This is a genomic window from Pseudomonas sp. NFPP04 (genome assembly GCF_900113815.1).
GTDB classification, from domain to species: Bacteria; Pseudomonadota; Gammaproteobacteria; order Pseudomonadales; family Pseudomonadaceae; genus Aquipseudomonas; species Aquipseudomonas extremorientalis.
Map to the genome: position 1 here is coordinate 276,060 of NZ_FOQS01000004.1, position 14,352 is coordinate 290,411.

Here is a 14,352-nt window from a genome sequence, read left to right on the forward strand (position 1 = left end):
AGCGCTGCACCACGTCAGGTGCAGTCGAGAAAGCCATGCCAACCCTTTGCATTGGCCGGTGTTTTCAGAACGGGTAACCCGCTGTCCCTGCTCCGTATCGCGCATCACGTTGTCATGGTCTGGCCCGCGCCTGCCTTTGCAGGCGCCGGGGCAACTATCCCCTCGAGTGAGGACGGATCATGCGCGCACGGACACTCTCTTGGTTGTACCTGATCGTCATAACGGTGTGGCCGCTGGCCTCTTATGGCGCCTGCACCATCAACAACACGGCCGGCGATGACGTCTCCAATTGTGACAGCGGCACGGCGCCGGGCTTTACCGACACCGGGGGCAACAACACGCTCAATGTCTCAGGGACGGGCCAGGTGACTGGCGACGTGACGTATGGCGACGGGAAGAATAAGGTGGAGATCAGCGGCGGTCAGGTCGGTACCGTCAGCACGGGGGGCAGTCCCGACAGCTATGCCCAGAGCGGCGGCACTGTAAAAGCGTTGTATCAAGGCGACGGCCGGGATACCTTCAGAATGAGCGGTGGCACCATCACAGGCGCCTTCGAAGACGGCGACGATGCCAAAATGACCGGCGGCACCATCGGCCGCGTCGACATGAAACTCGACAACAACATCTTTGATATGTCGGGTGGCCGCATCATCGGCAACCTGGTCACCGGCTTCGGCAACGACACCATCCTGATCTCGGGCACCGCATTTGTGGGCGGCAACATCAGTGTCAGCGGCGGTGACGACCACGTGACCGTCTCGGGCGGTGAGGTGAACGGGCAGATCCTCCTCAGTTTCGGCAATGACGACTTCATCTGGACCGGCGGCAACCTGCATTCGTTTGTGCTGATGGGGGCGGGGGACGACACGGCACTGCTGCAGAATCTGACAAGCGCTCAATTGGCGGCAGCGCAACTGGTGGACGGCGGTTTGGGCAACGACAAACTTACCCTGGACAACACCAAGGCCGGGGACCCTGGCCTGCTGCCCAACTGGGAAGCCATCCAGCTGGACAACGGCTCCGAGCTGACCCTGAGCGGTACGACGCTCAAGCTGGGTGATAGCGGTTCCGGTACCGGCACACTGGGACTGGATGGCACGAGCAAACTGCAGGCCGGTACGGGCGTGATCGAAGCCTTTACCGCCGGCCGGTTGGTTACCGTAAAAAACAGCGGCGTGATCGACATGACCACGGGCAGTTCCAGCACCAGCGACTCATTGACCATCAGGGGCAATTACACCGGCAATGGTGGGCGCCTTGCACTGCAAAGTGCTTTGGGGGGCGACGGTTCGCCCAGCGACAGGCTGGTGATTGACACAGGTGTCATTGGGGGTAGCACAGCGATCAGCGTGACCAACCTGGGGGGTGCGGGTGCGGCGACGCTGCAGGATGGTATCCAGGTGGTGCAGGCCCTTAATGGTGCCTCCGGCAGTGCCAACGCCTTCACCCTCGCCAGCCCGGTCTCCGCGGGTGCGTTCGACTACCGCCTGTTCAAGGGCGGTGTAACCGCAGGCACGGCAGAGAATTATTACCTGCGCTCCACTGTCCCGGTGCAGCCACCAGGCCCTGAGATCATCGTACCTTTACCGAGCCCGGGCGAGCGTCCCTTGCCCCCTAACCCAGGGACCGAGCCAGAGCCTATCTACCGCAAGGAAGTGCCGATCTACGCCGCACTGTTTCCAGCTGCCAAGCAGATCGTGCTCGCCATGCTGGGGACCTATCACGAACGCATGGGGGACCAGAGCCAACAACAGAGCGGCAACGGCTTGGCCGGCTGGGGCCGAGTCTACGGCAGCAGCAGCCGTCAAGGGTTTGCTGGCACGGTGAGCCCGACGCTGGACAGCACGGTCAAGGGCTTCCAGGTAGGCAGCGATGTCTACACCGCTACCGACGACAGCGGGCGTACCCATCGTATTGGGCTGTTTGTGGGCCACAGTACGCTCAAAGGCAACGTCAAGGGCTTCAACGGTGGCTGGCAAGATCTGGACGCCGGCAAGACCACCTTGCACGCTGACAGCGTGGGGGGGTATTGGGCGCTGATCGGTGCCAATCGGGCGTATCTGGACCTGGTGCTGATGGGCAGTCGTTTCAATGGCAACAACGAATCGGACCGTGGCGTGAAGATGAAAACCCGAGGGCGCAACATGAGCGCGTCCGCCGAAGTCGGCTGGCCGTTCCAGGTCACCCCGCGCTGGACAGTGGAACCACAGGCTCAAGTGATCGTCGGCAAGACAAAGCTCGACAGCCAGAACGACGGTATCTCCGACGTCAAGTACGACGCCGATACCAGCGTCACCTCCCGCCTGGGTGTAAGGCTACGCGGTGATTACAACGTCCGTGGCATGCCGTGGCAGCCCTATGCGCGCGCGAACGTCTGGCACGCCAGCGCCGGGGACAACAGTGTGATTTACAACCGCACCACCCGGATCGATACCGAACAGAAATCCACCACCCTGGAAGTCAGCCTGGGTGCCATCTTGCAGGTTACTCGCGATGTGGCTCTGTATGGCGAAATCGGCTCCAACCGCAATCTGGACAGCAACACTTACAACGGCCACGAAGGCACTGTGGGTGTCAGGGTGGCGTTCTAGGTTTGTATCGCAGTGTGTACGCAGCCCGCTGCGATACACAGCCTTTAACTCGGCGGGTTTCCTGAAACAGGCCAGATACAGCCGGGCGTTCAACTGAGCACCGGCACACATCCAGCCGCAGGAGGCTCGCCATGCACGCTCAGTTGAACCGCCGCTCCACACCACTTTTCCTGGCCATTGCCCTGGCGCAATTCGGCATCCTGGGCATGGCCCACGCCGAAATGCCCGAGGCACCGACCAAAGTTGTCGCCAGCGCGCAAACCGCCTTCGGTGCCCTCAAGCACGTCAAGGCCGGCCTGCTCGATGTGGCCTATGCCGAAGTCGGCTCCGCCACCGGCCCGGCGGTGATCCTGCTGCATGGCTGGCCCTACGACATCGACAGCTATGCCCAGGTCGCGCCGTTACTGGCGGCCAAGGGCTATCGCGTGTTGATCCCTTACGCACGGGGTTATGGCGACACACGTTTCCTCTCGAATGACACCCTGCGCAACGGCCAACCGGCGGCGCTGGCCAGTGATGTGATCGACTTCATGGACGCCCTGAAGATCAAGCAAGCGGTACTCGGCGGCTACGACTGGGGCGCGCGCTCGGCGGACATCGTCTCGGCACTGTGGCCGGAGCGGGTCAAGGCGCTGGTGTCGGTCAGCGGTTACCTGATCGGCAACCAGGCCGCCGGCAAGAACCCACTGCCCCCCAAAGCCGAGTTGCAATGGTGGTACCAGTTCTACTTCGCCACCGAGCGCGGTGCCGCCGGCTACCAGAAAAACACCCACGACTTCGCCAGGCTGATCTGGCAACTGGCGTCGCCGCAGTGGAAGTTCGATGACGCCACGTTCGACCGCAGCGCCAAAGGCCTGGAAAACCCGGATCACGTAGCGATCACCGTGTTCAACTACCGCTGGCGCCTGGGCCTGGTCCAGGGCGAGACGAAGTACGACCCACTGGAGCAGAAACTCGCCCAGGCGCCGTCCATTGGCGTGCCGACCATCACCCTCGAAGGCGACGCCAACGGCGCCCCGCACCCGCAGCCCGAGGACTACGCCAAGCGCTTTACCGGCAAGTACGAGTTCCGCCTGATCAAGGGTGGCATTGGCCACAACCTGCCGCAGGAAGCGCCCGAGGCATTTGCCAAGGCGGTCATCGATGCGGATCACCTGTGATGAAGCGTCTGTGCATGGCCGCATTGGCCCTCGCGAGTTCGACCGGCGCCTTCGCCGACAGCGCAGCCTCGCCGATCTACGGCGTGACCATCCCCGACGGCTACCGCCAATGGGAACTGGTGGCGCCGGCCCAGGAAGCCGACCCGTTGAACGAACTGCGCGTGGTGCTGGGCAACAGCGCTGCGCTCAAGGCTTACCGGGAGGGCAAGTTGCCTTTCCCGGATGGCACCGTCCTGGCCAAGTTGGCGTGGAAACACGAGCCGTCACCGGACTTCAAGACCGCGTCCATCCCTGGCGCGGCGACCACGGTGCAGTTCATGGTCAAGGACTCGAAAAAATACGCATCCACCGGTGGCTGGGGGTTTGGACGCTTCATCAATGGCAAACCCGCCGATGAAGCGCAGCACCAGACGTGTTTTGCCTGCCACCAGGCGTTGGTGAAAGACCGCGATTACGTCTTCACCAGGCTGGCCCCCTGAAAGCCAGCCCGTTAAAGGTCTGGCGATAAGTGCCCTGTGGCGAGCGGGCTTGCCCCGCGCTGGGCTGCGAAGCGGCCCCAAAGCCAGCCGCCGAGGAGTGCCTGACTCACCGCATTCCTCCTTAAAGGGTCGCTTCGCAACCCAACGCGGGGCAAGCCCGCTCGCCACAAATCAGCCAGATATGGCCGGTTTTTTCAACGACCTTGAAAGCGCAGACCCTGAAAGCGCGAAAACTGATAGGCGATTCCCAGCCAGATGAACCAGGCCGGCATCACGCACAGCGCCAGGCGTGTATCCGGCCGCAACGCCAGCAGGCCCAGTACAAACGCGAGAAACGCCAGGGCAAACCAGGCCATCGGCACACCGCCTGGCATCTTGTAGGTGGATTGGGCGTGCAGGTCCGGGCGTTTTTTGCGGTAGGCGATGTAGGACGCGAGGATGGTCGACCAGGTAAAAATCACCAGGATCGCCGACACCGTCGACACGATGGTGAAGGCGGTCATCACCTCCGGCACCACAAACAGCAACACCAGCCCCAGCAACATCAGCAAACTGGTAAACGCCAGGCTGATAAACGGCACGCTGCTGTTGGACAAGCGCCGGAAGATACCCGGCGCATCACCCAGGTCGGCCAGGCCGAACAACATGCGGCTGGCGGAAAACACCCCGCTGTTGGCCGACGACGCTGCCGAGGTCAGCACCACAAAGTTCACGATGCCCGCTGCGGCGGGAAACCCTGCGACGAGGAACAACTCGACAAACGGGCTCTTGCTCGGCGACACCTGCTGCCAGGAGGTCACCGCAATGATGCATGCCAGGGCCAGCACGTAGAACAGGATGATGCGCAGCGGGATCGAGTTGATCGCCTTGGGCAAGGTCTTTTCCGGCGCACGGGTTTCGGCGGCGGCGGTGCCGATCAACTCGGTGCCGGCAAAGGAAAAGATCGCCATCTGGAAGCCGGCAAAAAAGCCGAACAGGCCGTTGGGAAATGCCGCCTGTTTATCCAGCAGGTGGCTCAACGAAGCGGTGACACCGGTGGGCGAGACGAACGAACTGGCGATCAGCACTCCACTCACCCCGATCAAGGTCACCACGGCGACGATCTTGATGATCGCGAACCAGAACTCCACTTCGCCGAACAGCCTGACCGTCAGCACATTCAGTGCGAACAGGGTCAGCAACATGCCCACCGCCGGCATCCAGGCCGGTACATCGGGGAACCAGTACTGGAAGAAACCGCCGACCACAACCGCGTCCCCCACCACCGCCACGCTCCAGCTCAACCAGTACGACCACCCGAGAAAGAACGCCGCGCGCGGCCCCAGGTAAGCACCGGCAAAGTCGGCGAAACTCTTGAAGTCGAGGTTGGACAGCAGCAGCTCGCCCATGGCGCGCATCACGAAGTACACGAACAGCCCGATGATCATGTAGATCAGGAGGATCGAGGTGCCGGACAGCGCGATGATCTTGCCGGAGCCCATGAACAGGCCGGTGCCGATCGCGCCGCCCATGGCCATCAACTGGATATGGCGGTTGCTCAGGGTGCGTTGCAACGCAGGCTGTTCACACAGCCCGGGCGTGGTTGCTTTCATCACAAAACCTCTTGTTATGTTTTTGAGTTTTGGCAGAAGAAAAGTCGAGGGGTCGTTGTTATTGGCTGTGGTGTTCGAAACCGTGCAGCACGTTGACCGCATTGATGCCGATCTCATCGACCATGTAGCCGCCTTCCATCACGAACAGCGTGGGCACGCCGACGCTGGCGATGATCTCCCCCATGCGGAGGAAGTCTTCGCTGTCGAGCAGGAAGTGGCTGATAGGGTCGTCCTTGAAGGTGTCGACGCCCAGGGAAATCACCAACACTTCAGGGGCGAAGCGGCGCAGTTGCTGGCAGGCGTCGATCAGGGCGGTGCGGTAATGGGTCCAGGTGGTGTTTTTCGGCAATGGGTAGTTCAGGTTGAAGCCCTCCCCAGCGCCGACGCCGCGCTCGCTGCCGGCACCGGAAAAGTACGGGTAGGACACCGCCGGATCGCCATGCAGGGATATGAACATCACGTCCGGACGGTCGTAGAAAATATTCTGGGTGCCATTGCCATGGTGGAAATCCACATCCAGCACCGCCACGCGCCGAGCGCCCTGGGTGATGGCGTGCTGCGCGGCAATTGCGGCGTTGTTGAGGTAGCAGTAACCACCCATGTATTCACGGGCTGCGTGATGGCCCGGTGGGCGGCACAGGGCAAAGGCGCTGCGATGGCCTTCGTCGAGCAACGCCAGGCCGGTCAGTGCGATGTCGGCGCTGGTCTTCACCGCCTGCCAGGTGGTGCGGGTAATCGGCGAACCGGCGTCCATCGCGTAAAAACCGAGCTTGCCGTCGATGAACGCCGGCACCTGCTGGTTGGCCAGGTCGCGTACCGGCCACACCAGGGGCAAGGCGTCATGGCTGCGGCCGATGGCAGTCCATTCGGCCCAGGCGGTTTCGAGGAACGCCACGTAGCGTTCGCTGTGGGCGGCGACGTAGCAGGCCCGGTCAAAACGGCGCGGCGTGATGATATCGCCCAGGCCAACCTGACGGACCCGGTCACGCACGGTGTCGGCGCGACTGGGTTGTTCGAACGAGGGCTTGAGCACGCCGTCCTTGAGTTCGGTGCCATGGTGCAAACGGTGGGCTTCGCTGAAAACAGTCAACATGTGAGGGCATCCGCCAGTAAAAGACAGGGTCTATTTTGTTCTGGCGGCAGTGGGCTTTCTTTGCTTTTACTTACGGCACTGTTAGGTTTATCGAGAATATTTACCTCAACGGCGCATGATTATGAAAAATAAAACCAGACAGGTCGTTCTTGACGACACCGATCTCGCCATCCTCGCCCTGCTGCAGCAAGACGCCAGTATTTCCAACGCGCAGTTGAGTGAGCGCCTGTCCCTGAGCCTCACGCCCTGCTGGCGCCGACGCAAACGCCTGGAAGAAGAAGGCGTGATCAAGGGCTACCAGGCCAACCTCGACCGCAAGATGCTCGGGCTGGACATCCTGGCGTTCGTGCATGTGCGTTTTGCGATCCATACCGACCATGCGCCGGACGCGTTCGAGACCGTGGTGAAGGAACTGCCGCAGGTGTTGTCGTGCCACAAGATCACCGGGGATGCCGATTACCTGTTGCAGGTGCTGGCCGAAGACCTGGACAGCTACAGCGAGTTCGTCGAGAGCGTGTTGCGGCGCCAGTTAGGGATTGCGTCGATTCAATCGAGCCTGGCGCTGAGGGAGGTCAAGGCGACGAGTCGGGTGGCCATCCCACAGCGCGAATAACCGGCGCTTTCCAGGGGCGCGATATGGCAAATCGCCGTCACTGCGATGTGAAAAATTCGTTAACTAATTCTCCCTGAAGGCTTTTTCCTACAGGAACAATCTGCCAGACTAATGCGAATAATTATCAACAGATTTATTATTCGCCAGGGACGGCGTTCGGGGAGAGTCAGTTCCATGTCAGTGCAACAACACGGCGGTAACGTTTTTTCACCCAGCCTGATGGCATTGGCGGTCTGTCTGGCCAGTTCTTCCGCGGTCTTTGCCGCCGATACCCAGGCACCGGCCGCCACCCTTGAGTTGGGCGCCACGCAAATCTCCGGCGAAGAGCAACTGGGCGAAACCACTGAAGGCACCCAGTCCTACACCACCGGCGCGATGAAAACGGCAACCAAGCTGCCGTTGACCATGCGCGAAACCCCACAGGCCGTCACCGTCATTACCCGCCAGCGGATGGATGACCAGGCGATGACCAGCATCAACGATGTGGTCAAGGCCACCCCGGGGTTGTTCCTGAATTTTTCCAGTGGTCCTGGCCGGCAGTCCTACACGTCACGCGGCTTTGACATCGACAACCTGATGTATGACGGCATCCCCAGCGGCTACAACGGCGCCAGTGTCGGCGCACAACCGAACCTGGCGATGTTCGATCGCGTCGAAATCGTGCGCGGCGCCACCGGCCTGGTCACCGGCGCGGGCAACCCTTCCGCCGCCATCAACCTGGTCCGCAAGCGCCCACTGGACGAGCAGAAAGTCACCCTGACCGGCGCCGCCGGCAGTTGGGACGACTATCGCGGCGAACTCGACGCCTCCAGCCCGCTCAACGACAGCGGCACCTGGCGCGGTCGCGTGGTTACCTCGTACCGCGACGCCAACAGCTTCATCGACAACGCCGAGGAGTATCACGGCCTGTTCTATGCCGTCACCGAAGCCGACCTGAGCGAAGACACCACCCTGACCCTGGGTTTCTCCAACCAGAAGGACAAGACCAATTACTTCTGGGGCTCGTCGATGGTCGGCCTGGATGGCCATCACCTTAACCTGCCGCGCTCCTACAACCCCGGCACTGACTGGGAAAACAAGGACCAGGAGATCAACACCGTATTCGCCGAACTGCGCCAGCAACTGGCCAACGACTGGAAACTGCAAGTCAACGCCAACTATGCCGAACAGAACGCGTTGTTCTCCGGTTCCTACCAGTCGCGCTGGGTCGCCAACACACTGGCGCGCACGGTCTACCAGGCGGCCTACGATGAAAACCAGGCAGGTGCCGACGTCTTCGCCAGCGGCCCCTTCCAGGCGTTCGGGCGTACCCATGAACTGGTGGTAGGCGCCAGCCGGCGCATCTACGACATGACCACCCACAACTACAGCCCCTACAACACCAACTGGCCGCTCACAGCGGGCAAACCGGACTTCGTCCATACCACCAATGACCGTGACGTGACCACCCAGGATGGTGTCTACGTCACCACCCGCCTGAACCTGGCCGACCCGTTGAAGCTGATCCTCGGCGGGCGCCTGGACTGGTACGACTACGACGCCCATGGCAGCAACACCGGCGACTACAAGGTCACCCGCAACCTCACCCGCTACGCCGGCCTGATCTACGACCTGGACGACCACCACTCGGTGTATGTCAGCTACAGCGACATCTTCACGCCCCAGAGCGAAAAAGACACCTCCGGCAGCCCGCTCAAGCCCATCGTCGGCAAGAACTACGAGGTGGGTATCAAGGGTGAATACCTGGGGGGTGCGCTCAACGCGAGCGTGGCGCTGTTCCGCGTCGACCAGGAAAACCGTGCCGTCGGCGTGACAGTCGCAAACTGCCCGCAGGCCTCCTGCTCTGTGGCCTCCGGCGAGATTCGCAGCCAGGGCATCGACTTCGAACTGCAAGGCGCCCTGACCGAGAACTGGCAGGTCGGCGGTGGCTACACCTACGCGCGCACGCACACCATCAAGGACGCCGCCAACCCGCAGAAGGTCAACAAGCAGTTCGACACCGACACCCCGGAGCACCTGTTCAAGCTGACCACCAACTACCGCTTCCAGGGCCCGTTGGAAAAACTCCGCGTGGGCGGCAACGTCTCCTGGCAGAGCCGCATGTACAACGACTTCAAAGTCGCGGATGGCAGCACCTACCGCCTGCAGCAGGGCGCCTATGCAGTCACCGACCTGATGGCCGGCTACCAGGTCAACCAGCACCTTGACCTGCAACTCAACGCCAACAACATCTTCGACCGCCGTTACTACCAGTCCATCTCCAACTCCGTGAGCTATGGCGGTGACTCCTACGGCAACCCACGCAATATGATGCTGACGGCAAAGTACAGCTTCTGACCGGCGTCCGAACCACGGCTATCCGCCCGGGTAGCCGCCCCTAAAGTCCCACCTCCCGATGCCGATACACGTTTGGCATCACTGAATCCAATAACAATCAAAAACACCTGATTCGCTCCACCCTGCCCTTCGCTTTGTTCCGGCCAGACCACATGGAGTAAGTGTGAATGCCCACCCGCACGCGTTTTTCCGAGCACTACCGTAAAGCCGACCGCATCATGCTGGCGCTGGTCTGGCTGATGTTCCTGTTTTCCCTGGGCCTGGCGTTCTGGCACGACACCTTGGTGCAGGCCGTGATAGTCGGCGGTAGTACCAGCGTGGTGCTGACCGCGCTTTACCGCGCCATCGGTGGTACCCGTGTCATGCGCTGCGCGCTCGGCGCGGGCTTGATGGTCATGGCGGCATTGCATATCAACCAGGCCCAGGGCTTGATCGAAGCGCACTTCGGCATCTTCGCGTTGCTCGCGGTGCTGACGTTTTACCGTGACTGGCTGCCGATCCTGGTGGCGGCGGCCACCATCGCCGTGCACCACGTGGTTTTCCATGCGCTGCAACATCAAGGCTTTCCAGTGTTCGTGATGGAACACCACGGCGGCTGGACCATGGTGTTCGTGCATGCGTTCTACGTGGTGATGGAAACCGTCGCCCTGCTCTACCTGGCCGTGCACAGCCAGGCCGAAGCGGTCGAGAGCCAGGAAATGCTCGAGAAGATGCTGGCGGTCACTTCCCAGCTCACCGTTGAAACCGCCCAAGGCGACCAGGGCAAGACCCACGTCTCCCTCGCCAAGCGTTTCGACCATTTTCTGCATCAGTTGACCGGCCTGATCGACGGCGTCGCCCGTGACTCCCACGGCCTTGGCCAACTCGGCCAGGAACTGGCCAGCGCCAGCGGCACCCTGGAAAAAGGCGCACGGCACCAACTGGCGCAAATCACCGAGATGAGCGGCTCGATGCAGCGCATGGAAGACGCCATGGGCCACATTGCCGTGCACGTCGAGCAAGCGGTGGATCATGCCGGCAAGGCCAGCCAACAGATCCTGCGCGGCCAGGAAAGCGTCGGCCGCGCCCAGCAGGAAATCACCCAACTGGCCTCACGCCTCAACGGCACCCACGACACGGTGCAGGGCCTGGCCCTGCAAACCGAACAGATCGGCACCGTGCTTGAAGTGATCAGCAGCATTGCCAACCAGACCAACCTGCTGGCCCTCAACGCCGCCATCGAAGCCGCCCGCGCCGGCGAGCAAGGCCGTGGCTTCGCCGTGGTTGCCGACGAAGTGCGCAACCTGGCGCAACGCACGGCGGTATCCACCCAGGAAATCAAAACCATCATCGAAGGCCTGCAACACGGCAGCCGGCAGGCGGTGCAAGCCATGCAAGATAGCCGCGAGGGCGTAGAGCGCTGCGTGGAGGACAGCCAGGTGGCCGTTGACATGCTGCGCGCAGTGGGCGACGACATCGCCCACATCGATGACCTCAATGGCCGTATCGTGACCACAACCCGCGAGCAGACCACGGCGAACCTGGAGATTGTCGGGCGTCTGCAGTCGGTGCAGAGCATTGCGCAAAGCACCGCGGACGATGTGGAAACCCTGGCACGCAGCAGCGAGCGGTTGCCGCCGATCGCGGTGCGCCTGGATGCGCTGGGGCGCAGGTTTCATCAATGATGTCTGGTTTGTCGGCAACGCCCGCAAGGTTTGCATAGTGCGCCAACAGGCGGGCAACCACCTGGTACCGCTCAGCCAGACCGGGCTCACCGAGCCGCCTCAACGCGTTCGCCGTCCGCCGCGCCTGAAGTGCGTTGATTGCAGGGTGACCGGCATACCGGGCCAGGCGATAAGCACCGCGATCTGCGCATTGTGCAATCGGGGTTCCTGGGACCAGCAGCCTGGCGGCGTTATGCAGCCGCTCCAGGCTGCGCCCCAGTTCGAGTGACAGATAGCCCAGTGCATCGACTGGCGAGTCATCCGTGCCCGACAACGCCCGCAATGAGACCAGCCGATGAAGCTGCCTGGCGTGCCACTTCGACAGGTTCATACGTCCCCCGACACGCAGTAGTCGCAAGATGTCCCGATGAAGCGCGTGCTGTAGAGCACGCACATGGCTGCCGGGTTTCCTCGGCAGGATCTGGAACGCCAACATACAGATAGCCATCGCCACCAACCAAGCGAGCGCCTGATTGGCGAAGTCGATGAAATCGTAATGGGCCGTGCCGCCGGTGCCGACCAGCGTGTTGAACGCAATCAGATAGGCAATGCCTTGCAGGGCATGGCGCGGCTGGGTCGTAGCCTGGATACCCCATACCCAGAACACGCTCAATACAACGCTGAGCAGCGCAAAACCGTTGATCTGAGGCAGCAGCAGAAACTTGCAGGCAGCCGCCGCCACAATGCCGTAGAGCGTACCCCTGAGGAAGCCGTCAAGCCCTCGGGTGGGCGCCGGGTGGGTCGCCAGCAAGGTGCAACACGGCCCCAACACCGCCAGCAAGGTCGGGCCCTGGTCCCAGCCCGTCAGGTACCACACCGCGCCGGTCACCAGGGTGGCGGCCAAGGCGCGGACCCCATTGCGCAGCGCATCGCCATAATGACGATGGAAAGCTACCGTCCGTACAGGCGGCGGGGTGGCGCTTTCAAGGCTGGCAAAACTCGATAAGGCGCCGGACAGGTCCGCCACTGCCTCGGTCAACCCATCCGGGGATTCACTTTCATGCTCAAGAACGCCTTGCAGGACGCTGACCCGCGCGGCAGCCGTGACGAAATCGAAGGGGATCTGCGCCAGTTGCTCAAGGGCCTGGCCCGCTCCAACGCACGCGGGCAACGGGGGCAGGCTTGGAGTGACCAGCACGGCGGCCTGCAAATGCGCCAGCCCACCCTGGAGCGTCTTGAGCCTGGAACGAATCAGGTACGACTCACCTCGCCCGATCCCGAGCAGTTCATCCACCTTATTGATATCGAGGGCGAGTTGCGCGGGGTCGCCTGCGTCGCCCTTGAATCGAAGGGCCAGTAACCGTAGCGTGCGAGTGGAAACGTCCCCAAGCGCCTGCTTCAGTTGTGCCTCGACCGTCTTGCGCCCCAGCAGCGAGGCCACCAGGCTCAGGCTCAAGACCCCAAGGACCACCGCCGTTCCCCGTGTGACGATGTGATCGAAGCCTTGCTCAGGCGCAACGATGGCAGGGCCAAGGGCAAGGCATACGGTATAGCCCGCAACCACGGCCGCCGTGGCGTGATAGTGCCGCAGCAGGGTCATGGCTGCGACACACAGCCCCAACCACACGCCGATCCCCAGAATGAACAGCAGCATCTGTTGGGCGAACATCCCCATCAGGATCACGGCAACGGCCAACCCCAGCAGGGTACCCACGACGCGCATCACACCTTTGCCCACCACCGCGCCCTGGATCGGATGAATCAGTAGCAACACCGTCGACGCTGCCGAGAACGGCGAGTCCAGGTGCAATTGCAAACCCAGCCACAGTGCCAGCACGGCCGCTGCCACACTGCGGCCCACATAGCCCAAGGTATCCCGGGTCCATGGCCGCGGCAGCGCGGCCAACCAGCGCCATACATGCACGGCCATCACATGAACGCCTGCAGCCAGCGCGTGAGCCGCCAACGCGCGTCGGCATTTGCCTGGCCGACTTCAATGCTCGCCGTCATGCCCGCCGCCAACTCCACTCCCTGTGGCACGCTGTCCAACTCGATCCGCACAGGCACGCGCTGGGCCAGGCGTATCCAACTGAACGTCGGTGCCACCTGGGGCAAGCCGCTGTCACCACGCAGCTCGTTAGTGTCGGCGATGCCCCGGCCAATACTGGCGACATGCCCTTGAAGCAGCGGCGCAAACCCCATCAGTTTGATCGACGCCGGCGCGCCCAACAGCACGCCAGGCAGCTTGGTTTCTTCAAAATAGGCGGTCACCCAGAAACTCTGGCTGTCGACCACATAAATATTGGTGCTGCCCGCCACGGCGTAGTCACCCGGTTGAAGCCGAAGTTGCGTCACATACCCTTCGACCGGCGAACGCACGGCAGTGCGCCCCAGGTCGAGCTGGGCCTGGGCCAACTGGCTGCGCGCCGCGTCCAGCCGGGCTTTGGCCACAGCCAATTGCTGGGCGGCGTTGTCGGTTTCTTCCCGTGCAATCGCATCGCCGAGTTGGCTGCGGCGCCTGAACTGCGCAGTGCGCTGCTCGAAAATACTGCGAGCCTCGGCCAGCTCCGCCATGCGCTGTTGCTGGGCGATCTGGTAGGCACGCTGATCGATCTCATACAGCAATGCACCTTTGGCAACCCATTGGTTGTCGCCCACCAGCAAGCGTTCCACCTGCCCGGACACCTCGGGCGCAATGTGGATGACCTGGGCGCTGACCCGCCCATCCCGCGTCCAGGGCGCCAGCACATAGGCGCGCCACAACTGCATGCAGAACAACAGGGCAACCAGCCCCAACCCCAGCGTCACGGCCATCTTGAACAGTTTATTGAGCGTCATGGCGCC

9 protein-coding genes and 1 pseudogene are annotated in these 14,352 nt (G+C 62.3%); 6 read left to right on the forward strand and 4 right to left on the reverse strand.

From position 1 onward, the window contains the following. Positions 1 to 179 precede the first annotated feature (179 nt). The 3 genes from BM017_RS11040 (at position 180) to BM017_RS11050 (ending at position 4,230) form a co-directional block, all read left to right on the forward strand. A complete protein-coding gene (locus BM017_RS11040) occupies positions 180 to 2,591 on the forward strand; it encodes an autotransporter family protein (protein WP_092243917.1) in 2,412 nt (803 codons plus the stop codon). A 131-nt stretch (positions 2,592 to 2,722) separates the two neighbouring features. After that, positions 2,723 to 3,751: an alpha/beta fold hydrolase gene (locus tag BM017_RS11045; RefSeq protein ID WP_092243920.1), complete on the forward strand. Its 1,029-nt coding sequence runs from the start codon at positions 2,723 to 2,725 to the stop codon at positions 3,749 to 3,751. Then, positions 3,751 to 4,230, forward strand: a complete 480-nt coding sequence (locus BM017_RS11050; protein WP_071488155.1) for a cytochrome P460 family protein — start codon at positions 3,751 to 3,753, stop codon at positions 4,228 to 4,230. Before BM017_RS11045 ends, BM017_RS11050 begins: the two co-directional genes overlap by 1 nt. A 194-nt stretch (positions 4,231 to 4,424) precedes the next feature. Here BM017_RS11050 and BM017_RS11055 read toward each other — a convergent pair whose 3' ends face one another. After that, positions 4,425 to 5,822 (reverse strand): amino acid permease, encoded by a 1,398-nt coding sequence (locus BM017_RS11055; RefSeq protein WP_092243924.1) that lies wholly within the window; start codon positions 5,820 to 5,822, stop codon positions 4,425 to 4,427. 58 nt (positions 5,823 to 5,880) lie between these two features. Further along, positions 5,881 to 6,915, reverse strand: a complete 1,035-nt coding sequence (locus BM017_RS11060; RefSeq protein ID WP_071488153.1) for a histone deacetylase family protein — start codon at positions 6,913 to 6,915, stop codon at positions 5,881 to 5,883. A gap of 121 nt (positions 6,916 to 7,036) precedes the next feature. On the opposite strand from BM017_RS11060, the gene BM017_RS11065 reads away from it, so the two are divergent. The 3 genes from BM017_RS11065 (at position 7,037) to BM017_RS29515 (ending at position 11,529) form a co-directional block, all read left to right on the forward strand. Further along, positions 7,037 to 7,528, forward strand: a complete 492-nt coding sequence (locus BM017_RS11065; RefSeq protein ID WP_092243927.1) for an Lrp/AsnC family transcriptional regulator — start codon at positions 7,037 to 7,039, stop codon at positions 7,526 to 7,528. 174 nt (positions 7,529 to 7,702) lie between these two features. Continuing rightward, positions 7,703 to 9,865 carry a TonB-dependent siderophore receptor gene (locus BM017_RS11070; RefSeq protein ID WP_092243930.1) on the forward strand — a complete coding sequence of 721 codons (2,163 nt, stop codon included), beginning with the start codon at positions 7,703 to 7,705 and terminating at the stop codon, positions 9,863 to 9,865. A 167-nt stretch (positions 9,866 to 10,032) separates the two neighbouring features. After that, on the forward strand, positions 10,033 to 11,529 hold the full coding sequence (locus BM017_RS29515) for a methyl-accepting chemotaxis protein (protein WP_092243934.1): 1,497 nt from the start codon (positions 10,033 to 10,035) through the stop codon (positions 11,527 to 11,529). 31 nt (positions 11,530 to 11,560) lie between these two features. Here BM017_RS29515 and BM017_RS11080 read toward each other — a convergent pair. Together BM017_RS11080 and BM017_RS11085 are read right to left on the reverse strand one after the other, a co-directional pair. Further along, positions 11,561 to 13,438, reverse strand: a pseudogene (locus tag BM017_RS11080) (FUSC family protein); the annotation flags it as partial. Beyond that, positions 13,438 to 14,346 carry an efflux RND transporter periplasmic adaptor subunit gene (locus BM017_RS11085; protein ID WP_092243937.1) on the reverse strand — a complete coding sequence of 303 codons (909 nt, stop codon included), beginning with the start codon at positions 14,344 to 14,346 and terminating at the stop codon, positions 13,438 to 13,440. The gene BM017_RS11085 and the pseudogene BM017_RS11080, both read right to left, overlap by 1 nt. Positions 14,347 to 14,352: the final 6 nt, after the last annotated feature.

Coding starts and splice junctions, on each gene's coding strand:
- BM017_RS11040 (WP_092243917.1), top strand. CDS start 180: ATGCGCGCACGGACACTCTCTTGGTTGTACCTGATCGTCATAACGGTG.
- BM017_RS11045 (WP_092243920.1), top strand. CDS start 2,723: ATGCACGCTCAGTTGAACCGCCGCTCCACACCACTTTTCCTGGCCATT.
- BM017_RS11050 (WP_071488155.1), top strand. CDS start 3,751: ATGAAGCGTCTGTGCATGGCCGCATTGGCCCTCGCGAGTTCGACCGGC.
- BM017_RS11055 (WP_092243924.1), bottom strand. CDS start 5,822: ATGAAAGCAACCACGCCCGGGCTGTGTGAACAGCCTGCGTTGCAACGC.
- BM017_RS11060 (WP_071488153.1), bottom strand. CDS start 6,915: ATGTTGACTGTTTTCAGCGAAGCCCACCGTTTGCACCATGGCACCGAA.
- BM017_RS11065 (WP_092243927.1), top strand. CDS start 7,037: ATGAAAAATAAAACCAGACAGGTCGTTCTTGACGACACCGATCTCGCC.
- BM017_RS11070 (WP_092243930.1), top strand. CDS start 7,703: ATGTCAGTGCAACAACACGGCGGTAACGTTTTTTCACCCAGCCTGATG.
- BM017_RS29515 (WP_092243934.1), top strand. CDS start 10,033: ATGCCCACCCGCACGCGTTTTTCCGAGCACTACCGTAAAGCCGACCGC.
- BM017_RS11085 (WP_092243937.1), bottom strand. CDS start 14,346: ATGACGCTCAATAAACTGTTCAAGATGGCCGTGACGCTGGGGTTGGGG.